This window comes from Citrobacter sp. LUTT5, assembly GCF_009905315.1.
Lineage (GTDB): Bacteria > Pseudomonadota > Gammaproteobacteria > Enterobacterales > Enterobacteriaceae > Citrobacter > Citrobacter freundii.
In genome coordinates this window covers 2,496,799-2,520,559 of the sequence record NZ_CP047606.1, presented here as the reverse complement: position 1 = coordinate 2,520,559, position 23,761 = coordinate 2,496,799, and the positions used below count along the sequence as shown (strand labels likewise).

Annotated in this window: 19 protein-coding genes; 7 read left to right on the top strand and 12 right to left on the bottom strand. The window is 50.2% G+C overall.

What is annotated here, in order from left to right:
* Positions 1-175 precede the first annotated feature (175 nt).
* Complete coding sequence (locus GUC46_RS12025; protein ID WP_016150234.1) at positions 176-1,090, top strand: bestrophin family protein; 915 nt, start codon at positions 176-178, stop codon at positions 1,088-1,090.
* Here the strand turns inward: GUC46_RS12025 and GUC46_RS12020 are convergent.
* Both GUC46_RS12020 and tam read right to left on the bottom strand, forming a co-directional pair.
* On the bottom strand, positions 1,087-1,464 hold the full coding sequence (locus GUC46_RS12020) for a GFA family protein (protein WP_003836296.1): 378 nt from the start codon (positions 1,462-1,464) through the stop codon (positions 1,087-1,089). The two genes, GUC46_RS12025 and GUC46_RS12020, sit on opposite strands and share 4 nt — an antisense overlap.
* Positions 1,465-1,596: 132 nt before the next feature.
* Positions 1,597-2,355 carry a trans-aconitate 2-methyltransferase gene (gene tam / locus GUC46_RS12015; protein ID WP_003836295.1) on the bottom strand — a complete coding sequence of 253 codons (759 nt, stop codon included), beginning with the start codon at positions 2,353-2,355 and terminating at the stop codon, positions 1,597-1,599.
* A 110-nt stretch (positions 2,356-2,465) separates the two neighbouring features.
* On the opposite strand from tam, the gene GUC46_RS12010 reads away from it, so the two are divergent.
* The gene (locus GUC46_RS12010; RefSeq protein WP_130714992.1) at positions 2,466-2,999 is read left to right on the top strand and encodes a GNAT family N-acetyltransferase; all 534 of its coding nucleotides are present in this window, start codon (positions 2,466-2,468) and stop codon (positions 2,997-2,999) included.
* A gap of 270 nt (positions 3,000-3,269) precedes the next feature.
* On the opposite strand, the gene GUC46_RS12005 is transcribed toward GUC46_RS12010, so the two are convergent.
* Genes GUC46_RS12005 through GUC46_RS11975 form a run of 7 tightly spaced genes read right to left on the bottom strand, consistent with a single transcriptional unit; the run spans position 3,270 to position 10,297 of the window.
* A complete protein-coding gene (locus tag GUC46_RS12005; RefSeq protein WP_226807659.1) occupies positions 3,270-3,740 on the bottom strand; it encodes a hypothetical protein in 471 nt (156 codons plus the stop codon).
* Positions 3,727-4,491, bottom strand: a complete 765-nt coding sequence (locus GUC46_RS12000; RefSeq protein ID WP_046670675.1) for a winged helix-turn-helix domain-containing protein — start codon at positions 4,489-4,491, stop codon at positions 3,727-3,729. The genes GUC46_RS12005 and GUC46_RS12000 overlap by 14 nt, the downstream gene beginning before the upstream one ends.
* A 55-nt stretch (positions 4,492-4,546) precedes the next feature.
* Positions 4,547-5,203: a molecular chaperone gene (locus tag GUC46_RS11995; RefSeq protein WP_160180219.1), complete on the bottom strand. Its 657-nt coding sequence runs from the start codon at positions 5,201-5,203 to the stop codon at positions 4,547-4,549.
* A gap of 7 nt (positions 5,204-5,210) precedes the next feature.
* Complete coding sequence (locus GUC46_RS11990; RefSeq protein WP_160180218.1) at positions 5,211-6,554, bottom strand: fimbrial protein; 1,344 nt, start codon at positions 6,552-6,554, stop codon at positions 5,211-5,213.
* Positions 6,551-9,028: a fimbria/pilus outer membrane usher protein gene (locus GUC46_RS11985; protein WP_130714651.1), complete on the bottom strand. Its 2,478-nt coding sequence runs from the start codon at positions 9,026-9,028 to the stop codon at positions 6,551-6,553. The genes GUC46_RS11990 and GUC46_RS11985 overlap by 4 nt, the downstream gene beginning before the upstream one ends.
* Positions 9,015-9,728, bottom strand: coding sequence for a molecular chaperone (locus GUC46_RS11980; RefSeq protein ID WP_226807690.1), 714 nt, complete (start codon positions 9,726-9,728; stop codon positions 9,015-9,017). The genes GUC46_RS11985 and GUC46_RS11980 overlap by 14 nt, the downstream gene beginning before the upstream one ends.
* Positions 9,729-9,742: 14 nt before the next feature.
* Positions 9,743-10,297, bottom strand: coding sequence for a fimbrial protein (locus GUC46_RS11975; RefSeq protein WP_044710750.1), 555 nt, complete (start codon positions 10,295-10,297; stop codon positions 9,743-9,745).
* A gap of 1,003 nt (positions 10,298-11,300) precedes the next feature.
* Here GUC46_RS11975 and GUC46_RS11970 point away from each other — a divergent pair.
* The 5 genes from GUC46_RS11970 to GUC46_RS11950 all read left to right on the top strand — a co-directional run bounded on the left by GUC46_RS11970 (position 11,301) and on the right by GUC46_RS11950 (position 21,511).
* Positions 11,301-16,631, top strand: a complete 5,331-nt coding sequence (locus GUC46_RS11970; protein WP_058842653.1) for a peroxidase family protein — start codon at positions 11,301-11,303, stop codon at positions 16,629-16,631.
* A 10-nt stretch (positions 16,632-16,641) separates the two neighbouring features.
* A complete protein-coding gene (locus GUC46_RS11965) occupies positions 16,642-18,381 on the top strand; it encodes a type I secretion system permease/ATPase (RefSeq protein ID WP_044710752.1) in 1,740 nt (579 codons plus the stop codon).
* Positions 18,381-19,709 carry an HlyD family type I secretion periplasmic adaptor subunit gene (locus tag GUC46_RS11960; RefSeq protein ID WP_171820668.1) on the top strand — a complete coding sequence of 443 codons (1,329 nt, stop codon included), beginning with the start codon at positions 18,381-18,383 and terminating at the stop codon, positions 19,707-19,709. Before GUC46_RS11965 ends, GUC46_RS11960 begins: the two co-directional genes overlap by 1 nt.
* A 134-nt stretch (positions 19,710-19,843) precedes the next feature.
* Positions 19,844-20,131: a VF530 family DNA-binding protein gene (locus GUC46_RS11955; protein WP_003019974.1), complete on the top strand. Its 288-nt coding sequence runs from the start codon at positions 19,844-19,846 to the stop codon at positions 20,129-20,131.
* A 12-nt stretch (positions 20,132-20,143) separates the two neighbouring features.
* Positions 20,144-21,511, top strand: a complete 1,368-nt coding sequence (locus tag GUC46_RS11950) for a glycoside hydrolase family 10 protein (protein ID WP_058842654.1) — start codon at positions 20,144-20,146, stop codon at positions 21,509-21,511.
* Here GUC46_RS11950 and GUC46_RS11945 read toward each other — a convergent pair.
* The 3 genes from GUC46_RS11945 to GUC46_RS11935 are packed head-to-tail and all read right to left on the bottom strand — an operon-like array spanning position 21,508 to position 23,659.
* Complete coding sequence (locus tag GUC46_RS11945) at positions 21,508-22,026, bottom strand: hypothetical protein (protein ID WP_003836260.1); 519 nt, start codon at positions 22,024-22,026, stop codon at positions 21,508-21,510. The two genes, GUC46_RS11950 and GUC46_RS11945, sit on opposite strands and share 4 nt — an antisense overlap.
* Before the next feature lie 54 nt (positions 22,027-22,080).
* Positions 22,081-23,352 carry a type II toxin-antitoxin system HipA family toxin gene (locus tag GUC46_RS11940; protein WP_044710759.1) on the bottom strand — a complete coding sequence of 424 codons (1,272 nt, stop codon included), beginning with the start codon at positions 23,350-23,352 and terminating at the stop codon, positions 22,081-22,083.
* Complete coding sequence (locus tag GUC46_RS11935; protein WP_044710761.1) at positions 23,345-23,659, bottom strand: helix-turn-helix domain-containing protein; 315 nt, start codon at positions 23,657-23,659, stop codon at positions 23,345-23,347. Before GUC46_RS11935 ends, GUC46_RS11940 begins: the two co-directional genes overlap by 8 nt.
* Positions 23,660-23,761: the final 102 nt, after the last annotated feature.

The following is a 23,761-nucleotide window of genomic DNA, read 5'->3' as shown; positions in this document are numbered from 1 at the left end:
TAATGATAAATCTAATTTAGTTACAACATACAATAAGCACTTTCAAAAAACACCGTTCCGTAACTACGGAGTTGACTAAGTTTTTAGCAGGGAAGAAGCTGGTGTGGTCAGAAGCTTGCAACATTGATCACAATCAAGTTTAATGCGTTGGCTCCCAACCATTTCTAAGATAACCATGATCGTTAGACCTCAACAACACTGGATACGCCTGATATTTGTCTGGCATGGCTCCGTATTATCAAAAATCTTTACCCGGCTGCTTCTTAATTTCCTTCTTTCTATTGTGGTTATTATCATCCTGCCATGGTATACGATGCTGGGTATCAAATTTACCCTGGCACCGTTCAGCATTCTCGGCGTGGCGATAGCTATTTTTCTGGGGTTTCGCAATAACGCCTGCTATTCACGTTACGTTGAGGCCCGACACCTGTGGGGGCAGTTGATGATAACTTCCCGCTCATTACTGCGAGAGGTTAAAACCACCTTACCGGACGACGCTGATCTGAGGTATTTTGTTCATCTGCAAATCGCATTTGCCCACTGTTTACGCATGACTTTACGCCGACAGCCTCAGGCAGAGCCGTTAGCGAAGTACCTGAGCGAGAAAGATATGCAGACGGTATTTGCCTCACAATCACCGGCAAACCGCATCTTGTTGCTGATGGGCGAGTGGTTGGCCGTACGCAGACGTAATGGTCAACTGTCTGACATATTATTTCACAGTTTAAACAATAGGTTAAATGATATGTCTGCAGTACTGGCCGGTTGTGAGCGGATTGCTAATACCCCGGTGCCGTTTGCTTATACCTTGATCCTTCATCGTACTGTGTACCTGTTTTGTATCATGTTGCCATTTGCATTGGTGGTCGATCTGCACTACATGACACCGTTTATTTCAGTGCTTATTTCCTATACTTTTATTTCGCTCGACACGCTTGCAGAAGAGCTTGAAGATCCGTTTGGCACTGAGAACAACGATCTGCCGCTGGATGCGATTTGCAATGCAATCGAAATCGATTTGCTGCAAATGAATGATGAAACAAATGTGCCAGCAAAGCATATGCCGGATAAGCACTATCAACTCACTTAGCGACGTTCGTTTTGCCACCACGCGGGCTGCATATCGGAAAACGAATGAAACTCCGGTGCAAGGTCTTCATCGTTAGGATCGTCAAAAGCACCGGCTAAAAGCGCAATGACCGGGGCGTCATCGATGGCGCCCACGGAACTGCCGCACTGAGGGCAAAAGGCCCGACTGGTCGTTTCTGATGAGCGCCAGGTTTTCGGTTTTCCGGCTTTTCCCGTCCATTCTACATTTTCTGCATCAAACTCAATCCAGACGACGGTAGGGGCGCCCGTATGTTTCCGGCATATATCGCAGGAGCAGGTATGGGAATTATTAGGACTGCTGGCTGTGAAACGGATCGAGCCACACAGACACCCACCAATGTAGACTTTAGACATAACAACTCCCCGTCAGAAACATATTGCAAGACACTAGCAGAAGCCAGACATAGCCACTAGATCCTTATGATAAAAAGGCGAGGGTACGCATGGCTGATAGTTTATTCCTGTGATCTGCCAGATGATAAACGCTTAACTATTGCGTCTGGCAACAATAAATAATCGCGGAAATGCCAGTAAAATTTTGCCGTTCTCCTGCAACGGATATTGTTCCTGGAGCAGTTCATGGTAGCGCGCCAGGTAATGACGTTGCTCGCTTTCGCTCAAATCCTGCAACCAGGGGCGCAGGCCCGTCGAGCTTACCCAGTCGATAATTGCCTGATGCGAATCCATAATGTGATAATACGTTGTACGCCAGATATCTACATCACAACCCGCTTCGGTCAAAATATCATAGTAGGCGTGAACGCCAGGAAGCGGAGCACGGCCACGGTCTGGGTAATCTTGTTCATAAGCCACTTCGCGCATCAATACATGCGTTGGCTCCAGCCAGTTATCTGGCATTTGCACGGCCAGAACGCCATTGTGACTCAGTTGTGAGACCAGGTGCGGGAATAACTCATAGTGATCGGGTACCCACTGTAACGATGCATTGGCATAAAGCAGATCCACGGGGTGCTCTGCCTGAAACGTACTGATATCCGCTTCAATAAAATGGCATTTTGGTAATGTGTTGCGCGCTTCATTCAGCATCGCGGGTGAGGTATCAACCCCAGTTATTTGAGCTGAAGGCCAGCGCTGATGCAGTAATGCTGTACTGTTTCCCGGGCCACAGCCAAGATCGACAACTGAACGAACACTTTCTAACGCCACTCTGCTAAGTAATTCCGCTGCGGGTCTTGAACGTTCAGTTTTATATTGCAAATAAAGCGAAGGGTTCCAGTCGGCCATGTATGAATCTCCAGTATAAGAAGAAAAGGCGGAAAGGGGGTTCATTAGTCCTTGCCGATAAGCAGCTTCTTTTAGAAGATTATATGAAAATGAATGATAAGGGCAGATTTATGCTGGAAACATCGAGACTGATTCTCCGTCAGTGGAAAGCGAAAGACAGAGCGCCATTCGCCGCGTTAAATACCGATTCCGATGTGATGCGTTTTTTTCCGGCTCCATTGCTACGGACGGAAAGCGACAATCTTGCCGCAAGATTCCAGGAAGGCATTACAGAGCGCGGCTGGGGATTTTGGGCCGTTGAACTACAAGAAACACACCAGTTTGTGGGCTGCGTAGGTTTACATCCACAACCTGATAAGTTTCATTTTTCACCCTGTACTGAAATAGGCTGGCGTCTTGCGAAATCATTCTGGCATCAGGGGTTAGCATTGGAAGCTGCCGAAGCCTGCCTGACTTTTGCTTTCGAGGAACTGGCGTTAACTGAGGTGGTTTCTTTTACTTCGGTGCTGAACAAACCGTCTGAGAACCTGATGATACGCCTTGGCATGAGTAAAGCAGAAGAGTTTGTGCATCCCGCGTTGCCGCCAGATCATCGATTAGCACAACATGTTCTGTATCGTCTGATACGCAGCAGCGCCGTTTAACACTATGTTTCAGCTGCACAAGGACGACCAAAAAAAACTCAGGTTCTTTCTTACTCCATCTTAGTGCGCATAATGTATATTATGTTAAATTGAATTTGAACTGTATTAGGCTTCTAACCCCATGGACCTGTTCAGTCTTCGCCCCTTCTGATTTCTCTGTCGAATAACCAATCATGAAGGTCTGAGCAACAAAGTTCGCTCCTGCAGTTGAAATGCTTTGAGCACAAGCACTCTGGATGCAAACGCTATACAGAGTGCAATCTCAACGGTTTAACGCTGACAAAACACCGACGGCGAACGGCTGGTATAGAACTGCCATGTACTGCTATTGAGTCGCAATATGCTGAAATAAAATGGTTCTTTGGGTTTAAGGAAAAAATCTGGCAACGTTCTCGCTAACAATGGATGAATGTTAGTGCCACCGGAACTTGAAGCGACATTTCCGGATTCCATAAAGTAATCATCATCCTTGCGGGTAAAGGTAAACCAGACATTTTGATTTACCGCCAGCTTTTCACCGTTATTATCAGTGAGTTTTCCGCGTAAAATAGCCACCCCATTGCTGCCATTAAAAACGTATCTAACTGAAATATCACCACGAATATCTGGATACTCCATTACTAATTCTCCGGAGCAATCAAAATGTGACCGCTGCCAGTTTTGTAACGTCATCGTGACTGCAATTGTTAACGCTACTGCTAAGATGATGCCAACACACCATTTTATATTACGTCCCCACATGTCTGGACTCCGCGAAATAATAATGGGTCACACAATCATTATCCTGCCAGCGGCTAAATTGCTTTCGACAAGTTAATGCGGAGATCCGCGGGAAATTAGGATACAGCGTGAGATAAACCCAGGGATAACTTTGACAATCCAGCGTATTTGTTTTGATAAACTGCTGGTGCTGATCAAATTTAAGCACATCCTGATTGACGTACCAGTGGCATCCCTCCCCTACGCCTAAAGACACATAGCGACTGAGTTTGGGATCAAACTGTGCCTCCCAGGTCACTATTGCGGCTATAACGCAGCACACAACACCCGCCAGAATCCAGCACAGTGAGCGCATACGCAGTGATTTTGTCACTGTATTTACCGGCGTTACCGATGGCGTGACAGAGAGATCGCTAAGCGGTTCTTCAATCTTCTGTTCCAGCACTTCCAGTTGTGGCTCCAGGCGGATCCCGACTTTCGGTACGGTTACGATAAGTTCTTCATTCAGGCTAAGTTCTTTAAACGCGCGACGCAGCAAGGAAATATTCTGATAGAACGTATTATTGGTGACCTGCGCACCGTTAATATACCAGACATGCTCAAAGAAATAATCACGTTCAACAACCTGCCCCTGTTGTTGAATTAATAATAGTAAACAACGGGTTGCCGGATTGCTTAATGTTATACGTTTGGTCTCATCTGATTTCGCGTAGAGTACGTTCCGCTCTGGCCAGAATACAACGGTACTGTTAAGCAAAAACACGTGTGCCATTATGTTCCCTGAATATGGATTTTTGTCAATTTAGCTAGAGCGAGCACTGCCAGCGTTAATTTACGACAGTTGAAAATCCCCAACGATTTCCTTCATCGTTAATCACAGTAAAGTTTATCTTATTATTCAGCATTTCAGGAGGTGCTGACTTAAAAATTACCTGCCGGGAACGCGGTGAAACCACTATTCCAGTTATGGAATAGTCTCCTGAATCTACATTAGCCAGAGATATGTTCCAGGAACTCTGATTAACAGCGTAAATCCCCCCACTTTCATGGTGAAAACTTAGAAGATTGATGCTTTTTTCAGTCAACACGCCTATGTTTTTCGGTCTCCATAGGACTTTTAGCTGATTTCTTAACGTTAAGCGCACTTTTTCACCAGTTGGGCTATTTTTCAACTCCGCTGGAACCTGGTACACGTTGAGCCAGAATAACGACTCATAATCGTTGGCAAGCCCCGCCCCAGTCGTCATCACCTTTATCTCGCGTTGTTCACCGGGGAGAATTTTTAGCACCGGGGGAAGCACGATAAAAGGCGAGCTGGCCTGAGATGGCCCTTTCTCTGGCGTGCCGTCATCTACCCAACTTTGAACCACCACGGGATAATTACCGTCGTTGACTAACATCACCGAGCGTTGAGTCTCTCCGTGGTTGAAGATGACACGAGTAGTACTGATGTTAACCGCTGCCTGCACGCCAAATGCCAACATCCAGAGGCTACTGAATACGCAATAAAACTTGTACATGTGACTGGTAGCCCCCCGCCGTTAACGTATCTGCACCAAAACTTGCCAGACGAGCTTCGAAGCTTTCGCTGTAGTAATTGATGCCATCCTGGCTGCCATTTTGCTGCGTATTGCTGCCAATGACTGGTATCCAGCCGCCTTCGCTACCGCTGCCGACAGTTGATACCGCCATAAAATTCACCGGATTACCCGCACGGTAAACACGCACGCCAACGCCGCGAGCCCGCCCGGGAGCGCCATATTGCGTATCTAATAGCCAGGTTACGGTTTTACCAGTAATCAAATTAAAACCCCAGGCGCTGTTGACGCTGCTTTCCGGTGCAAGCAGCCCCATTGCGACATTGCTCTTCCCGGTCGCCACACCGGAAACCACCGTTGATTCGCAGGCAAATCCTATCTGGAAGGGCGCTGATGAATACTCCCCCTGCTTGAGCTGGGCCACGGAAATTGGCGGCAGATGCACAACGGGCGTAAAATCGGTAACCTGACACATTGCTGCACGTTTGACGAAGATCCCGTTATTGTACAGGCTAATCACTGACGGCCAGTCATTCGCCCAGCCAGCCCAGTTTCCTCCACGGTGTGGCTGACCTATCTTGATACCCCACGAAGTCGTACCGGGCCCACGAAAAACCACGTAAGCATTTGGATTCACATAACTATTGTAAGTAGCAGACTGCGCCTGGTTGGCGTAGTAGCGTGTATCCAGCGTTTTAATCAACTCGGCACTTATCGTCGAGAAGTTCTTGGCCTTAATCAGGAAGTTGCCATTGGTGTCAAGATCCAGGTTTTCCAGTGGGCGTTGCTGCCAGCTGTCGGTAAAGACGCTGCCTGTCGCATCGTGCGTCAAGCGTAATGCGACGTTTTTCATGATGGTCAGATACGCGCCAGGTACATCCGTTGCTTCATACCAGCCAGCCACGGTGTCATCGCCGTTAGTTGACCAGGCTTCATAGAGTTGCCCGGCTGTGTCCGGTGTACAACGGAAAAATACCTGCTCAGGATCGTAACCGCCGCCTTTATGGGCATAAGTGGTAAAAGGGATCCCGCCGCTGGAGGTCAGGATCGTCCCTGCCGGCTGAAAACTGCTATTACTGGTGATATCGACAGACTTACTCAATCCCGGCAATAGCCCGTTCCAGGCATCGTTGCCGCCGCCGGAGCGCCAGTCATTGGCAATGCCGTCCGTACTTGCACTAAGCCTGTGCGAGCCTTGTGCGCCACTACTTCCTGATTTATATGGATAAATAATGTATTCACAGGCGGCCTGTATCTGACAAGAAAACAGCGCCAGCACCAGAAAAAATAGTCTCATGAACGCCCTTTTGTTACGCAAGCTACCGTTAATGCAATTAACGGTTCTGAACGTTGTTGTTGGTTAAGTTTCCACGGCAACGAACAATCACTGCTTTCCAGCATCAATAGTCCCTCTTCGTCTTCAACGCGGGCATATACCTGGTTCGCCTGGGCAACCATCCCGACTACACGACCTCGACCGTCGGTCACTGCCGCTCCCATCGGTAACGTCACGTCACTCTTCACAGTGATGAGTAACGGATAGCCAGAGAGCGTTGCAAAACGCAGTTTTACTGCGGCCCCCGCCATTGGCGCAATGCGCCGTTGACTCTCCTGAAGCTCTGCGTTGGTGTTCATTCCGCTACCGTCGAGAGTCACGTTGTTAAAGCGATAAGGTGTCAATGAGGGGACCAGCGCATAACCCCCGCTGTTGACGGTTGCACCCTGTCCGCCCCCGACTCTGGCTCCCGCAGCGCCTGGCGCTTCCACCAGGGCAAATGTGTCGCCAACCCACGGGCCGGCAACAATGCCATGGCGATGTACAACAAGCGCCCCGCGTACCCCTGCAGACCATTGCTGATAGTTTTGTGACTGTGAAACGCTGCCGTTTAGCGTGCCGAAAGCCGTATTTTTTTGCAGTGAACCACCCCAGTCGGTCACGCTGTTTGACTCACCTTGCCCCTGTTGCCAGCCAGTGGACAGCGCGTAATTAAGGGTTTCATCCTGATCAAGCGCACCAGACAATGCCAACTGCGCATTGCGCCCAGCCTGTTGAGCCTGACTCGCCGACAGCGCCAGCGTATGCTCACGTTCACCTATACCCAAAGGCATTGAGAGGGTAAGCGTTGCCATGTTTTCTTTTTGCACTTGTGAACGGTCGCCGTTACGCCACCAGGTGTCCTGTCGGCTGAATGACATACCTAACGTCATTCGTCCAAAGGTGGTGTTATACCCAGCCTGCAACTGAGTGCTGCTGCCACGGTCACTGTAGTAATCCATCATTGATCCCGACAGCCATAGGTTTCCGTAGCTGCTCAACGTTTGGTTCACCGTAACGGTAAACTGGTTTTTTTGACGCAGCGTATCCGAGCGCCATTGCGCATTGCTTCCGCTGACGCTTCGCTCACCCAGAACGTCACCGTAGTCACGATACCCTTCTGTGGAATAGCGATAACCCGCCAGCGCGACGTGAGTTCCTATCGGAGTGAACGTTTTGCTCCAGTTGGTTTGCAGCCGCCAGCCACTCATGGTTTGAGAAGCAATCCGGGCCCGCGAACCGGTAACATCGACACCAAAAGCGCCCATCGACGTTGCCAGAACGCCTCCCATCAGGAGTGCCTGATAGTCGTCGCCGATCCGCAAAGCGCCATTAGCGGTCAGGAGATTCGTCATCCCCCGCTCAAGCGTGAAATCGGTAAACAGACCATCGGCCGCGCTGTAATCCCGGGTCTTACCTGCCACCAGACCGTAGCGCCAGACGCCGGGACGCAGTGATAAAGGTACGCTGGCATATGGCACGGTATAGCTACTCTTTTTGTTATCGGCGCCGGTGATTTCAACTTGTAAGTCACCGTCCCAGGCTGTATTCGGCAAATCATCAAGTACAAAAGGGCCTTGTGGTACGCTGGTTTCGTAAAGCGTTCGACCATTCTGCTTGACCACAACGCTTGAAGGTGTAGATGCCGTACCACGAATTTCTGGGGCGTAGCCGCGTCGCGACTGTGGCCACATTCGTTGATCGGTTTCCAGTTTGACACCTGTAAACGCCATACTGCCAAGCAGATTTCCCGAGGTGTAGCTTTCGCCTACCGTCAGTAAACTTTCCAGAGATGCGACAGGGTGTTGAAGCCAGGTTTGCAGCGCATCCCAGCGTTGGCTTTCTCGATCGCCATCGCGCCGCCAGTTGGCAGACGACTGTTGGCGAAATTGCCAACTCCCCATGTTGAAGCCGCTGCTCAGTCCCAGCCAACCATAATCACTTTGCTGACCGTTATTTTTATTGTGATAGGCGTGCAGATTGTAGTTACTGAACAACACGCTCTCGCCGCTTTGCCACTGCGACGGCGGTACATAATCCATGGGGGTACGTTTTAATGCCGCCTGAGGAACGCTGAGATTCAGACGCAATAAGCTCTGGTCAAAATCCCAGCGTCCACCGCTGATCCGAGCTTCAGGGGCGAAGCAATCCTGCGCTTGTTCCGACGCTGCTGTTACGCCCTGTTCATCCCAGAATTTCGCCGGAAGACAGGGTTCGGTACGCCCTGCTGTATTCTGGCGAAACAACACATCATCCCTCCCTACATACCGTCCATTGAGCCAGATATCCACGCTATAACGTCCCGCGACCACCGCATCCGGATCGTTGAGCATTGCCAGGCTTTTTTCGTAACCACTCCCAAGCAACAATGTTTCGTCAAAGGTGTAATTGCTGGCAAAAACAGGCATAGCTGCTGGCAAAAAAAACCACCACCAGCGTGGATTAGTTTCGGACATTGTCCTGTTTCTCCAATGCCACGCGCCCGTTTAATGAGGCTCCCTGATCGTTAATCCAGCGCATTTGCGCGTCGTTCAATTGCGAAATTTTTGCAGGCCACGACATTGTCGCCCACGGTGCGATTGTTTCGCTCTGAATGCGCTGTTTTTTTCCCGCACCGCTGACGTCAAGTGACGAGAGCGCAAGATAGAAACCACTGTTATTGCGTAAATGCAGCTTGCCATTCTGCAGCCAGATCCGGCTGGTGTTCGCCATCTCCAGCGGCGAACCCACCAGCCCTTTGGGTCTTACCAATACTTTTACGCGACTACGTACCAGCACCAGAAGCTGGTTATCGTTTTGCGCATCCTTATTTATGGGCGGGATCTGAATGAAGTTAAACCACCATAGCGATTCCCTGTCCTGTGCAACGGGTTTGCCGATGTAACGCAGCCGCACAGTTTGCCCCGCGTGGGCCGCCATCCGAAAGACCGGTGGAGTGGTGACAAAAGGAGCGGCCGCAGTTTGTGGTACGGATTGTGCATCGCCATCATCAAGCCAAACCTGAACGACACCAGGGACGTCGCCGCGATTAGTTAATTGCACACTGACTTCCCGGCTGTCTGCCGGATAGATTATCCGGTTGCCGGTCATCACTATGCTTGCCTGCACGCAGAAGCACATCATCATTCCAACTAAACCAATAGCCAATCCTTTCATCACGCAGATCTCGCTTACAAATAGGAAATGGCGTATTGCACAGTGCCGACAACTGTCCCGGCGGTTGCTCCACCGTTCGGGCTAAAATACTGCACGGCAAAGTCGTGCTCACCGGAGGTATTTCCGGCCGCAACGGTGATTCCTGCAACTGGAGTTCCAGTACGCAAATCAATCGGTGTAGTGCCCGCGCTATCGGTCAGCAGTTGTAATTCAACATTTTGCGCTGTACCCGTATTAGCCAGGTTTCCACGCTCGGTCATATTATTTGCAACGAAGACGGTTTTAATATCCAACGCATTAGAATCAACAGTACAACCAGTAACGCCGAGGGTGAATGTTGTCAGGCCTGCTGAAGATGCTGCTGCTGCGAGATCGCTTTTCGCAACCGACGGCAGTAATACTACCGGCCGTGCATTTACACCGTTAACCGTGACCTCGCAAGTTTGTTCGGTCACTTCGCCTTTAAAGGTGATGGTATTTGCTGAATCAGCATACGCGATCTGCGCAAACAATAACGCAAGGCCACCAGCTGCAAATATATAACTGGCATGAGGGATATTGGTTTTCATATTGTCTATCCTTAATTAATAGATACACTGGTATCGTAATAAAATAATGCAATAACCCTTCTCCGCTTAGCGTGGAGTATTTATTCAGGGATGCAGCGACATCAGTAATGTCTTATGGCACCGTAGGAGTAACCCTACGATGATTGTTAGTTTAAGAATAATCCCAAAAATTAAAACCTTTGTTTTCTCAAATCATATTAGGTCGGTCTTAAATAAGATCTAAATCTCGATGCTTTCTATGTAAATCATTGTTTATATTAAATTTTATCTACAGGCGTAATTTCCCTAAGAAAAATTTTCTTAACCCGAATTAAACACGATAAAGACCATATTCATCACAGGTTAATGCAGCCATAGCCAACCTTTTGACCGTTTAGTCTTAAAGTTAACCTTCGTTATTACCCGTGTTCGTACTGGTGTTAACATAACTTGCCCGGGTTAATTCAACCTGGCAAAGTAGCACATAATTTTAAGATGAGAGGAATGTTTAACCGAGATAACGTTATATTTTCCTCATAAATTGAAGCTTCAATGCAGTCTACCCAGCGTTGTCTTCGGTGTAAAAATAAATTGCCACCCCCCTAATGTAAAGAAATGAAAATACAATCTTATTCATAGAAAAGTATGAGTGAAGTCGGCAAAGGAAAAACCATAGTTATGATCATCACAGAAATGTAATGTGAGAAAAAAACAACACATCTAACCCTTACTACGCTCAAACTTGCGACGCAGCAGACCTTGAATATGCCTGATAATTCAAGAGAGCAAGTGTGTCTCTTGCACACAAATAGCAAACTTTTAAACCTGCGAACACATTATTTCGCGATATGAATATCCACGAAGATGACGCTAAATACGTCATTGATAATCTGAGCATTTTATTAAATGGAGTTGTACAAGCAATAACAATCAAGCACTAAATACGACTCATTCTCACATGTTTTTTATAAACATGAGAACGAATGATGATAGCTAATACAAGTAAAGATAGGGGTAATGACTTATGGCCTCACAATATGACTTTACTGTCACCCTGCACGATCTTGCTTTTATTCTTAAGCAGATCAAAATATCCGAAGCGGCAACTAACCCAGACGGGAGCGTTAATGCTGAAATGCTTCGGGAATTAGTCTCCAGCCCACTCTTGCCCTATGGACTTCGCACGGTAGATGGCTCATGGAATAACCTTTTACCAGGTCAGGAATTATACGGCTCTGCCGATCAGACAATGCCGAGATTAACCGCATTAAACTGGCAGGATGCGGATCAAATGACCAGTTATATCCAAATTGGTGGCACTGTTATTGATGCCGACCCACGAATAATTAGCAATTTAATTTCAGACCAGACGGCCTCAAACCCGGCCGCGCTGGAGGCTTTTAACGCATTAAAAGATGCGCCCGGCGGCGGGACTGTTACTGGGGATGGCAGCTTATCCATTCCCAATCAGTCTCCCGATATCGGTCTCTCCCCTGCTTTTAACGGCTGGATGACCTTCTTTGGCCAGTTTTTCGACCATGGTCTGGATCTGATTCCGAAAGGAGGCAACGGTATCGTTTTCATTCCGCTCCAGCCCGATGACCCTTTATATGTTGAAGGGTCGTCGACAAACTTTATGCTATTAACCCGGGCAACGGTGGATGAAAATCGAGAGACAGTAAACCTGACGACCCCCTTCATCGACCAAAACCAAACCTACACCTCCCATCCTTCACATCAAATTTTCATCCGCGAATACGTCATTATTGATGGGAAACCTGAGCCTACCGGGAATTTATTGGGTGGTGCGAACGGCGGACTGGCGACCTGGGCCGACGTTAAAAACCAGGCTGAAACCCTGCTTGGCATTAAACTTACCGATCAGGACGTGTTTAATGTTCCCCTGCTGGCAACGGATCGCTACGGTAATTTGATTTTAAGTGAAAACGGAAAGGTACAGATTGTTACCACCGGGGGGCTGGTTGAAGCCAACGGAGGCCTGTTACCCGCGGAGACGTTCCGCACCGGTCATGCGTTTCTGGATGACATCGCTCATACTGCCGCGCCAAAAGCTGGTCTGCTGGCAGATGATGACAACGCCATCGGCGGAGAAGGACCGCAACCGGCAGGAACCTATGATAACGAACTGCTCGATCGCCACTTTATCACCGGTGACGGGCGCGGGAACGAAAATATAGGTTTAACTGCGGTGCACGCCGTTTTTCACAGCGAGCATAACCGCCTGGTTGAGCAGTATAAAACCACTCTGCTGGAAACCGGCGATATCGACCTCATTAACCAGTGGTTGATGCCCAACCACCAAATCACGGAATTACCTGCCGATACCAATACTCTGGTATGGAACGGTGAGTACTTATTCCAGGCAGGCCGCTTCTCCACGGAAATGCAATATCAGCACCTCGTATTCGAGGAGTTTGCCCGTACCGTACAACCTGCCGTCGATCCGTTTGTCTTCTCCAACACGGCGGATATTAACCCGCTGATCTTTGCAGAGTTTGCGCATGTTGTTTACCGTTTTGGGCATTCAATGCTGACAGAAACCGTGGCGCGTACCGACATTGATATGCAAAGCGGTGATATTGACCTGATTTCAGCATTCCTGAATCCGGTAGCATTTAATCAAATCAACGGGGCCACCGTCACGGACGATCAGGCTATCGGCGCAATAGTGCGTGGTATGACGCGTCAGGTGGGTAACGAAATTGATGAATTTATTACCGATGCTCTGCGTAATAATCTCATCGGCCTGCCCCTCGATTTAGGCGCGCTTAATATAGCCCGTGGCCGTGACACCGCAATGCCGACGCTGAACCAGGCCCGCGAGCAGTTTTTTGCTTTAAGCGGCGATAGCCAACTAAAGCCTTATACCAGTTGGGCTGACTTCACTACCTACCTGAAAAATCCCGCTTCAATCATTAACTTTATGGCCGCCTATGGCCAGCACGAACTGATCCTTAACGCTACCAGCCTTGAAGGTAAGCGCGCAGCGGTTAACTTCCTGTTATTTGGTGATGCAAACAATTCCCCGCCTGCGGATGCGATGGATTTCTTTAACAGTACCGGAGCGTGGGCGACCAAAGAGACCGGTCTGAATATGGTCGATTTCTGGATTGGCGGGCTGGCTGAGCGCAAAAATGAATTTGGCGGCATGCTCGGCTCAACCTTCAACTTCGTCTTTGAAACACAAATGGAAATGCTTCAGGACGGTGATCGTTTCTACTATCTGAGCCGCGTTCAGGGGCTGAACTTACTCAATGAACTGGAGGCCAACTCGTTTTCCGCGCTGGTAATGCGTAACAGCGATCTTGGTGATGAGGGTTCCTCCCACCTGCCCGCTAATCTGTTCCAGACACCGGACCATATTTTTGAAGTGAACCGCGTGCTGCAAACGGAAATCGACCCGAAATGGGGTAATCCGCTGAAAGATCTGCTCTCGCCGTTGTTGGTGCGTCGCGACCCAGGGGCGGATGTTGACGGCGATAGTTTTGCCGATGGTGGGTATCTGAAATATACCGGCGATGGGCATGTGGTGCTTGGTGGGACGGCAGGCAACGATACGTTAATCGGCGGTAAAGGGATCGACAGCCTGTGGGGCGATGGCGGTGATGACCGACTGGACGGCGGTGACGAAGCAGATGTGGTCCATGGCGGTGACGGTGATGACATTATTACCGATACCGGAACGCCTGTTGGTGATGCGGACTTCCTGCATGGCGATGCCGGACATGACGTTATCTTTTCCGGTAACGGAAACGATTTGGTCTTTGGTGGCAGCGGCAGCGACTTCGTGGTGGTCGGCGAAGATGCGCAGGAGGTCTTCTCGGGTCAGGATAACGACTTTGCGCTTGGTGGCTCGGGTGGTGATTTCCTGATGGGCAACGAAGGCGATGACTGGCTGGAAGGCGGCGACGGGTTTGACACGCTGGCGGGTGACAACTCTGAGCTGTTCTTCAACAGTACCATTATCGGTCACGATGTCCTCAACGGTCAGGGTAACGACACCGACTACGATGGCGAAGCCGGTGACGACATCATGGTTCAGGGCGCGGGGATCCAGCGCAATAATGGCATGGCCGGTTTCGACTGGGCTATCCATAAAGGCGACCCAAATGGCGCTAACTCTGACCTTGGGATCCCTATTTTCGTCAACCAGCAGGAGTTTATTCTACGCGACCGTTTTGATCTTGTTGAAGGGCTGTCGGGCTGGAAACACGACGATATCCTGACCGGAACAGAACAGCCGATAGGTACTGCGCCTGTTCAGGGCGTTCCCCTCTCTAACAACCTGACCCAGGAAGGTGCGGACCGGATCAACGGTCTACAGGCTATTCTCGGCGTAGAGCGTTCTACAAATCCGGACGCGGTGCTACTGAACCCTGATGATGGTAGCGATATTTTACTCGGTGGTGGTGGTAGCGACCGCATCATGGGTAAAGCTGGTAACGATATCATTGATGGTGATGCGTGGCTCAACGTTCGTATTGCCGTTACGGGTATGCCGGGACTCACCAGCGCCGAAGGTATGGCCGAACTGAAATCGTACATGCTGGCCGGCACGCTGAAACCGAATCAACTGTCGATTGTACGCGAAATTCTGCATGAAGGTAACGGCACGGAAACTGACGTCGCGGTGTACCGTGATGTCAGCAGCAACTATGTCTTTACCCGTATGGCGGACGGTAGCCTGCGCGTCGATCACGCTACGCCGGATGCCGCGCTGAACCTGAATGATGGCATCGATCGTCTGTTGAACATCGAAAAACTGGAGTTTGGCGATGGGAAGCAGCTGTGGGTGACGGGGCAACAAGCGACGGGCGATCTGACCATCAGCAATCCTAATCCTTCGGTGGGTGACCTGCTGCGCGTCAACGTGGCGAACTTGCTGGATGGTAACGGGCTGGCGGCGGATGTGGCCATCACTATGACCTGGCAGGCATTCGTCAACGGCCAATGGCGAGATCAGGCAACAGGCGTTGAGTTCAGAGTGCCTGGCGCTATTCAGGGCGCACCGTTGCGTGTGGTCGCCAGTTTTAACGACCGCATGGGTGACGCTGAAACCCTGGTGTCGGCACAAACTCAGGCAATCCTCCCGCGCAATCAGGCCACGACCGGTGTGCCAGTAATTAACGACCTCACCCCAACTGAAAGCCTGACGCTGACAGCGGTGGTTTCAGGCATTTCTGACGCTGATGGTCTGAGCGGCGGTAATTTCACTTATCAATGGAGAATGAGTTCGCCAACCGGATTCGTCAACATTAACGGTGCGACATCCGCTACCTATACGCCGGGCCAGGCTATGGTCGGCAGAACGTTGCAGGTGGTCGTTACCGTCGTCGACGATGAAGGCAACCCCCCTGTTGTCCTGACGTCGACCACCACCCAGCCTGTAGGCGATCTGATTGTTGGTACCAACGGGGTTAACACCCTCGTCGGTACTGCCTGGAGCGATATCCTGCGCGGTGAAGGCGGTAATGACACCTTACTTGGCGGTGCAGGTGACGATCTGCTCATCGGCGGTGCTGGAAACGACAGCCTCTCTGGTCAGGCGGGACAAGATATTCTGCAAGGTGATGCCGGTAACGACACGCTTGATGGCGGGCTTGGTGCCGACAGTATGACCGGCGGCGCGGGCGATGATACCTACATCGTTGATGATTTCGGTGATGTGGTTATCGAAGGTGTGAATAGCGGTACGGACGTTGTCCGAACCAGCCTCAGCAGCTACGACCTCACCGATAACGTGGAAGAACTGGTATTTACCGGCAGCGGCAGTTTTATCGGTACCGGTAATGCCATTGCAAATACCATCACGGGCGGTTCTGGTAACGACTATCTGTTTGGTATGGGCGGTAACGACCAGTTGTTTGGTGGTATCGGGAATGACTTCCTCGATGGCGGAGATGGCGCTGATAACCTGCAAGGTGGTGTTGGCAACGATGTCATGATTGGCGGTGCGGGCGCGGATACCCTCTCCGGCGGTAGTGGGGACGATATTCTCAATGGTCAGGAAGGTAACGACATTCTGGACGGTGGTACCGGGAGCGACATCTTCGCCTTTGGGGCCAACTTTGGGCAGGACCGAATTACCGGTTTTGACAGTAACCCCAACGGCGGGCAGGACTTCCTTGATCTCGTCTTGTTAGGTATCAACGCGGGTAATTTTGCCAGCAGCGTGTCTATCACCGGAAACAATGGCAACACCATTGTGACTATCGGTACAGACACCATCACATTGGTGGGCGTCAATTCGACCACCGTGAATATTGGTGACTTTTATCTGGAAATGCCCACTACCCTTGCCAGCAACAATGGCAATAGTTCATTGATCGTATAAGGAGAAGACTATGTCGCGCCAGCATACGCCAACAGAACTGAATGATGCATTAAAGGGAACGAAACCCACTTTTCTGATGTTGCTGTTTTTTAGTTGTGTGATTAATATGCTTATGCTGGCGCCGGCAATTTATATGCTACAGGTTTACGATCGTGTGCTGGTCAGTAAAAATACCACCACGCTGTTAATGTTAACCTTATTGATTGTCGGCTTGTACATCGTTATTGCCATGATTGAATCTGCCCGCGCGCAGGTTATGGTCAGGCTTGGCAACAGGCTGGATATAAAGCTAAGTCAGCTGGTCTTTAACGCAGCCTTTAAAAGAAAGATGGTTACCGGTGATAACAACCCGGCGCAATCTTTAGCCGAACTGGATCAGATCCGTCAGTTTCTTTCCGGGAATAGTCTGTTCGCCTTACTGGATATTCCCTGGACGCCGATATATCTGTTCATCGCCTTTTTGGTCCATCCCCTGCTGGGATATCTTTCTCTCGGCGGAATAACGTTATTATTTATTCTGACGCTGGTATCTGAAATCTCTACCAAGCGCCCGATTCAGCAAGCGCACGCCTTAACCATTAACAATGCCAGTAAACTGAATAAACAGCTGCAAAACGCCGATGCCATTGAAGCGATGGGGATGCTTTCGACCCTGAAGTCCAACTGGCAGGAGCAACATAACAAAGTGCTGGCGCTACAAACACAGATTGCCGACAAAACGACCGGGTTAAGCAGTCTCAGCCGCTTTGTGCGGGTATTGCTGCAGTCGATTGCGCTGGGCGCCGGGGCTTTACTGGTGATCGGCGGCCATATTACCCCGGGCTTGATGATTGCCGCCTCGATCATTCTTGGCCGCGTCCTCAACCCGGTAGAACAAGTCATTGGCAGCTGGAAACAGTTCGTGCAGTTTCGTAGCGCGTGGCATCAGCTCTCAACCTTGCTGAAGGAGTATCCGGCGCCGAAAGAGGTACTGACCCTGCCGCGTCCGAATGGCAACATCAGCGTCGAAAGCGTCTTCGCTGCAGCCCCCGGCCAGCCTTCTCCGCTACTGCGTAATATCTCATTCCAGCTGGAGCAAGGTGAAGTGCTGGGAATTATCGGCCCTTCAGCCTCAGGAAAAACCTCGCTGGCAAAGGTTCTGGTTGGTGTCTGGAAACCGTTATCAGGGAAAGTCAGATTAGATGGCGCAGATATATGCCAGTGGGATAAAGCGCTGCTGGGCCCGTCTATTGGCTATCTGCCGCAGGATGTGGAACTGTTTGACGGTACCATCGCACAAAACATTGCCCGCTTCGCGCAGAATGACAGTGAGCTTATCGTCGCCGCCGCATTACTGGCAGGCGTTCATGAGATGATCCTGCGCTTGCCGCAAGGTTATGACACTCTGCTGGGCGCAGGTGGATACCAGCTCTCCGGTGGGCAGCGACAGCGCATCGGGCTGGCGCGCGCCGTGTATAACAATCCTGCGTTTATCGTGCTTGATGAACCGAATGCCAATCTTGACGACGCGGGCGAATTTGCACTCGTTAAAGCCATCAATGCTCTGCGTACCCAGGGACAAACCACAGTCATTATCTCACACCGCCCGACGCTGCTCGGCGTGGTCAATAAGGTTTTGCTGCTTAACGATGGCGTTATACAGGAGTTTGGTACCCGCGATCAGGTTTTTGCCCATTTGCGTCAGGCCAACGTACTGAAACCGGTGGCTACGCCTTCTCCATCCACGACTGAACAGCAACGTGAGGCTTGATGATGAAAAAGAACCCCCACAACACGGCCTCTGCTGGCGTAGATACCAATATCTGGTCGCCGATTATCCGGGGCGTGATCGTCATTGTGCTTGGTGTCGGTAGTTTTATCCTCTGGGCAGTGCAAGCTCCGTTAGATGCGGGCGTGGTCGCCGATGGTACGGTTACCGTATCGAGTAACCGCAAAACCATTCAGCATCTGAGCGGCGGTCGGGTAACCGATATCTTTATCAAAGAAGGCGACTTCGTGAAGAAAAATCAGGTCCTCGTCCGGTTGGATAAAATGCAGCTTGAAATGCGTTTCAGCGCGTTGAATGCCCAGTATATTTCTGCAAAAAGTATCGAAGATCGTCTGTTAGCAGAACGCGATGACCTGGATGTGATCCGCTTTAATACTACGCTGACGCAGCAATTCTCTGGCAATAAACGGCTATCAGAAGTCAGAAATCTGCAGGCTAAACTTTTCGATACTCGTCGCAAAACGATTCAGGATGAACTGTCGATGATTCAGGAGACGCTCGATGGTCTGGTTGGACAGACGGATAATCTCAATAAAATAAAAGGCTATCGCGACCACCAGTTTTCTCTGATTAACCGGGAGTTAGGGGCTATTCGGGCGCTGAGCGAAAAAAACTATTACCCCAAAGCACAATTACTGGTGCTGGAGCGCGAGGCAGCAGAAATATCTGGCAGCGTTTCAGAAGATATTCTTAACATTGCCAAACTGAAATCGCAGCAGAACGAATTAAAAATTAAAGCCTATCAGGTGCGTCATCAATATTTACGTGAAGTTGAGTCTGAACTGACGGAAAACCAAAAAGAAGTGGCAATACTGGAGGATGAATTGGTATCAACGCGTCATGAGCTGGATAACACCGAGATCCGCTCACCGATTAACGGTATTGTGCTGGATGTTAAAGTCAGTACCGTGGGCGGCGTCATTCAGCCTGGAGAACATTTGATGGATATCGTCGCCGCCGGACAACCGATGCAAATTGATGCCAAAATACCCGTACATGCCATTGATAAACTGGTCCCCGGTTTAACTGTTGATGTGCTGTTCCCTGCCCTTAACCATGCGCTGTTACCTTCGGTTCCGGCCCAGGTTCTGACTATCTCTGCGGACCGTTTAATTGATGAAGCCACTCAGCAGCCTTACTACCTTGCGGAAGTACAGGTTTCAGCAGAGGGCGCGCGTTTGCTGGGCGATTACAAAATTAAAGCGGGAATGCCCGCCAGCGTGACGATCAAGACCGGTGAACGAACCCTGATGAGCTACCTGTTTAAACCGTTGATTGCCCGTCTGGAACTGGCTTTTAAAGAGTATTGATCCATCCATTGCCGGTATGACGTACGGCTTGTCGCGCCATACCGCTTTCTGCCGTTGCTGGCAGCTTTGCTTTCTTGTAACCTTCTTCCCGTCTCACTACTGACAAAATCTGGAACCACTGAACTGGACTTCATATGAATGCTCATAATTCTAAAGACCCTTTACATGGCGTGACGCTAGAAATGCAGGTCAATGCCCTGGTTGAACGTTATGGTTGGGCTGAGCTGGCGCAACGCATTAATATCAACTGCTTTAAAAATGAACCGAGCGTTAAATCCAGTTTGAAGTTTCTGCGCCGTACGCCGTGGGCACGGGCAGAAGTAGAAGCACTGTACCTGGACTCTCTACATGACCAGGCCTCAAATAACACTCCCGAACCGGCCTTCGATCCCTGGGCTAACAGCCGCAATAAGAAGAAATAAGAGCAAAATCAGATGGCAGCATCCGGTTTCTTTTCAGGAAATTATCAGAAAAAACTGGCGAAGATTCTCGCCCGTTCTCGAGCCAGACTACCGCTGACCAACATGAAATGGTTTGCTGTACTTGTGGGCAGTATGTTGTTACTTGGCAGCTGTTCTTCACAACCGCCCAGCCCCAAAACCACTCCGCAACCTCCGGTGAGCAAACCTCAGCAGAGCAAGGAGCCAGTGCGTGGGATCTGGCTGGCGACGGTTTCACGTCTTGACTGGCCGCCGATCTCATCTGTAAACATCAGTTCACCTGCTGTACGCATCAGCCTGCAGCAAAAAGCGCTGACGGATAAGCTGGACAACCTGAAACGACTTGGTATTAACACCGTTTTTTTCCAGGTGAAACCTGATGCCACCGCGTTGTGGCAGTCTAAAATCTTGCCATGGTCAGATACCCTGACCGGTAGGATTGGTCAGGATCCGGGTTACGATCCGCTGCAGTTTATGCTCGATGAAGCGCATAAGCGCGGCATGAAAGTTCATGCCTGGCTTAACCCCTATCGCGTGTCTGTAAACACCAAACCTTCGACGGTCACTGAATTAAACAGCACGCTGTCACAAACACCGTCCAGCGTATACGTCCTGCATCGGGACTGGATCCGCACCGCGGGCGAGCGTTTTGTGTTAGACCCCGGTATTCCCGAAGTGCGTGACTGGATAACCAGCATCGTGGCGGAAGTGGTTGAGAATTACCCTGTTGACGGTGTGCAGTTTGATGATTACTTCTATACCGAGTCTCCCGGCTCTGCGCTCAATGACAGCCAGACGTTCAGAAGATACGGCCAGGGATTCGCTTCCAAAGCTGACTGGCGCCGAGATAACACGCAACGGCTGATTGCCCAGGTATCACGGACTATCAAGAAACTCAAGCCTGAGGTTGAATTCGGTGTCAGCCCTGCGGGCGTATGGCGCAACCGTTCGCACGATCCAGCGGGCTCCGACACGCGCGGTGCGGCAGCGTATGATGAGTCTTATGCCGACACCCGCCGTTGGGTGCAACAAGGCTTGCTGGATTACATCGCACCGCAACTCTACTGGCCTTTTGCCCGCGACGCAGCGCGCTACGATGTACTGGCAAAATGGTGGGCAGATGTAGTGAAATCAACCAACACTCGCCTCTACATTGGTGTAGCGCTGTATAAAGTCGGTGAACCATCGAGAAAAGAGCCAGACTGGACGGTCAAAGGCGGTGTGCCGGAACTGAAAAAGCAGCTCGATTTAAACGAGACCGAACCGTACATTAACGGCACGATCCTGTTTCGCGAAGATTACCTTAATCAACCGCAAACGCAGGAAGCTGTGACCTATATTCGCAATCGTTGGGGACGTTAATGGTTGTTCTGAGCGGGAAGCCTGAGCCAGACGCTCACGTAGCGGGTAAATTTCCCCACAAAAATTCCGGCGAACATGCCGCCAGTAATGATAGCCAGGGCGCTCATTGCGGGTTGACGTAAAACGTCGGGGGAAATGGCGTTAAGTACGCCAAGTACGTACTTAACGCCGAATGCCATCAGCATAAATGGCAATGCGGAATAATCTGCCGGACGGTGAATACTCCGTGGTGCGCTACTGCGGCTCAAACGACCGGGGTTAATTAATATGTAGCCAATGATTGCGCCGCTGAGGATACCTATCGCCCACTGAATATACGTAATGAGGGTCGGGTCGCGATAAGTGATTAAATCGTAGATATCCCAGACTAAAAAAATAGCGGGGATCAGCGCCAGCTTTTCCAGCGTGACAGTGGCAGGTGTTCTGGCTTTAATCCCTCGATACAGTAGAAAGGCAAACAGCAGATACACCCAAACTGGCGTGTTTTTCAGCATATTCACGACAAATTCAGCCATAACGTTGCCTCGCTCAGATTTAATTCTTCGCTAAGTGTAGCGGCTGTCTCTGGATCACAGGGACATTAACCTGCGGACATTTTCATTAATCTGTTTCTGTATCGTATTCAGCGTAGTTTGTGTTATCTGATCGGCGTATTTGTCTTTGGCTGTAACGCCTAGCGCTGTTGCATGGTGGCAGATCTTGTCGATTATAGCGTTCACATGCTCAGCTGATAGCTCAGCTTCCTGTATGCCAAGCTGCTGCAGGTGCTTTCTTTCGATATCCAGCGCTTCTCCCAGCACGTCCATTTGGTGATACCCGCCGGGTCCTTCGCACCAGGTCACGTCGTAAGCCGGAGCCAAAGTCCAGTTTCCTGCGGCTGACATTAAATAGGCAAAGTTTTTGGGATGGTCATCACGGTTGTTAAATGCCACGTTGAAAACCACGCGTTCGAACGCTTTCGCTTTTTCTCTGACATCATTGGTACAAATCTGTGTGGCGCGCAGAAAATCCCGGTAATCTAAAGCACCGGGTATCTGGTAATTTGCACCGGTAAATGCCGCCAGGCTCTGCATAGGAATACGGACCGACTGGTCACGGTCGAAACGGCGGGTAGCAAATGCCGCCTGCCCGTCAGGCAGATTAAAATACGCGGTATCAGGCGTAGTGATCCCACATTGCCGCAAACATTCAGCATATACCGCTTCGATGGCACATACCTCAGCATGCTCATGCCTGGCAGGAAATTTAATCAACCAGCTTTCGCTCCCCGGGAGAGGCGCAGTGGTGAACTTTGACGTGACACTGTCACGATAAAGTAACGCTTTTGGCCTGGCCCCTTGCGGTGAACCGCCCATCTGGAGCAGTTTTTGCAAGAATTCCCCGCCTTCGCCGCTCAGGACTTCCTGAACCTCAGATGCCAGTTGTTCGAGAGGAACATCCTCTTTTGAAAGTGTCTCGGCATCTGACTGAACGGGCCGGAACGTCATGGCGCCCATTGCGTTATTGCCGACCCAGGTTAATCTCTCCAGAGGTCCTATGCGCGCTGCGTTGAGTCCACGGCGTTTAAATAAACGATCCATCAACAGCATACCCCAACCATCAGGTAGCGAATCGTACACGGGTCCTGGTAATCCCAACTGATGAGCCGGGAAATCCCTGCGTAAACGAGGACCGTTCAGCGGTAACCTTAACCGGGACAGCTCCAGCCCCTTACGTATAGCGTCTTCACTGTATTCAAAGGCGATCAACGGGCGTCCGGTCAGGGCTGAGGAAGACACCAGTTTTCCCCACAACCATTTTTCACCCCAGCCTTCATAAAAGACATCGACTTGCTCAGGCATCAGTATTTTTCCTTTTCACCCGCTGGCGCGCCGCGCTCTTCTCGTAACGCAAAATATCATCCAGACTGTCGATCCTGGGTTTGAATAAGCCCTCCAGCGCGTCACCATAGCCTAACACCATCGCGACTTTGACCAGATTCTCAAATCCTACATTTTTACCGGCCTCCAGATTCGAAACGGTATTCACACCGACACCTGAACGCGCGGCAACATCTGCCTGCGTCATTTGCTGCGCGAGCCGTTCCTTACGCAATCTGTCGCAAAGTAGTTTGACGATATCGGCTGCTGTATTGAGCATTAAATCCATAATATTGGCTCTTATTGGAATAAAAACGACTTTACACCCAATATTATAGAGTTAAGCGGAGAATGATTCAAAGTTTTGTAAGACACAATAAAGAGGAGTTAA

Bases quoted from the DNA above. Each gene is read 5' to 3' on its own strand.
- GUC46_RS11965 (WP_044710752.1), top strand. From the start codon at position 16,642: ATGTCGCGCCAGCATACGCCAACAGAACTGAATGATGCATTAAAGGGA.
- GUC46_RS11940 (WP_044710759.1), bottom strand. From the start codon at position 23,352: ATGCCTGAGCAAGTCGATGTCTTTTATGAAGGCTGGGGTGAAAAATGG.
- GUC46_RS11990 (WP_160180218.1), bottom strand. From the start codon at position 6,554: ATGAGACTATTTTTTCTGGTGCTGGCGCTGTTTTCTTGTCAGATACAG.
- GUC46_RS12025 (WP_016150234.1), top strand. From the start codon at position 176: ATGATCGTTAGACCTCAACAACACTGGATACGCCTGATATTTGTCTGG.
- GUC46_RS12010 (WP_130714992.1), top strand. From the start codon at position 2,466: ATGCTGGAAACATCGAGACTGATTCTCCGTCAGTGGAAAGCGAAAGAC.
- GUC46_RS12005 (WP_226807659.1), bottom strand. From the start codon at position 3,740: ATGTGGGGACGTAATATAAAATGGTGTGTTGGCATCATCTTAGCAGTA.
- GUC46_RS11950 (WP_058842654.1), top strand. From the start codon at position 20,144: ATGGCAGCATCCGGTTTCTTTTCAGGAAATTATCAGAAAAAACTGGCG.
- GUC46_RS11935 (WP_044710761.1), bottom strand. From the start codon at position 23,659: ATGGATTTAATGCTCAATACAGCAGCCGATATCGTCAAACTACTTTGC.
- GUC46_RS11980 (WP_226807690.1), bottom strand. From the start codon at position 9,728: ATGAAAGGATTGGCTATTGGTTTAGTTGGAATGATGATGTGCTTCTGC.
- GUC46_RS12000 (WP_046670675.1), bottom strand. From the start codon at position 4,491: ATGGCACACGTGTTTTTGCTTAACAGTACCGTTGTATTCTGGCCAGAG.
- GUC46_RS11985 (WP_130714651.1), bottom strand. From the start codon at position 9,028: ATGTCCGAAACTAATCCACGCTGGTGGTGGTTTTTTTTGCCAGCAGCT.
- GUC46_RS11955 (WP_003019974.1), top strand. From the start codon at position 19,844: ATGAATGCTCATAATTCTAAAGACCCTTTACATGGCGTGACGCTAGAA.
- GUC46_RS12020 (WP_003836296.1), bottom strand. From the start codon at position 1,464: ATGTCTAAAGTCTACATTGGTGGGTGTCTGTGTGGCTCGATCCGTTTC.
- GUC46_RS11970 (WP_058842653.1), top strand. From the start codon at position 11,301: ATGGCCTCACAATATGACTTTACTGTCACCCTGCACGATCTTGCTTTT.
- tam (WP_003836295.1), bottom strand. From the start codon at position 2,355: ATGGCCGACTGGAACCCTTCGCTTTATTTGCAATATAAAACTGAACGT.
- GUC46_RS11945 (WP_003836260.1), bottom strand. From the start codon at position 22,026: ATGGCTGAATTTGTCGTGAATATGCTGAAAAACACGCCAGTTTGGGTG.
- GUC46_RS11960 (WP_171820668.1), top strand. From the start codon at position 18,381: ATGATGAAAAAGAACCCCCACAACACGGCCTCTGCTGGCGTAGATACC.
- GUC46_RS11975 (WP_044710750.1), bottom strand. From the start codon at position 10,297: ATGAAAACCAATATCCCTCATGCCAGTTATATATTTGCAGCTGGTGGC.
- GUC46_RS11995 (WP_160180219.1), bottom strand. From the start codon at position 5,203: ATGTTGGCATTTGGCGTGCAGGCAGCGGTTAACATCAGTACTACTCGT.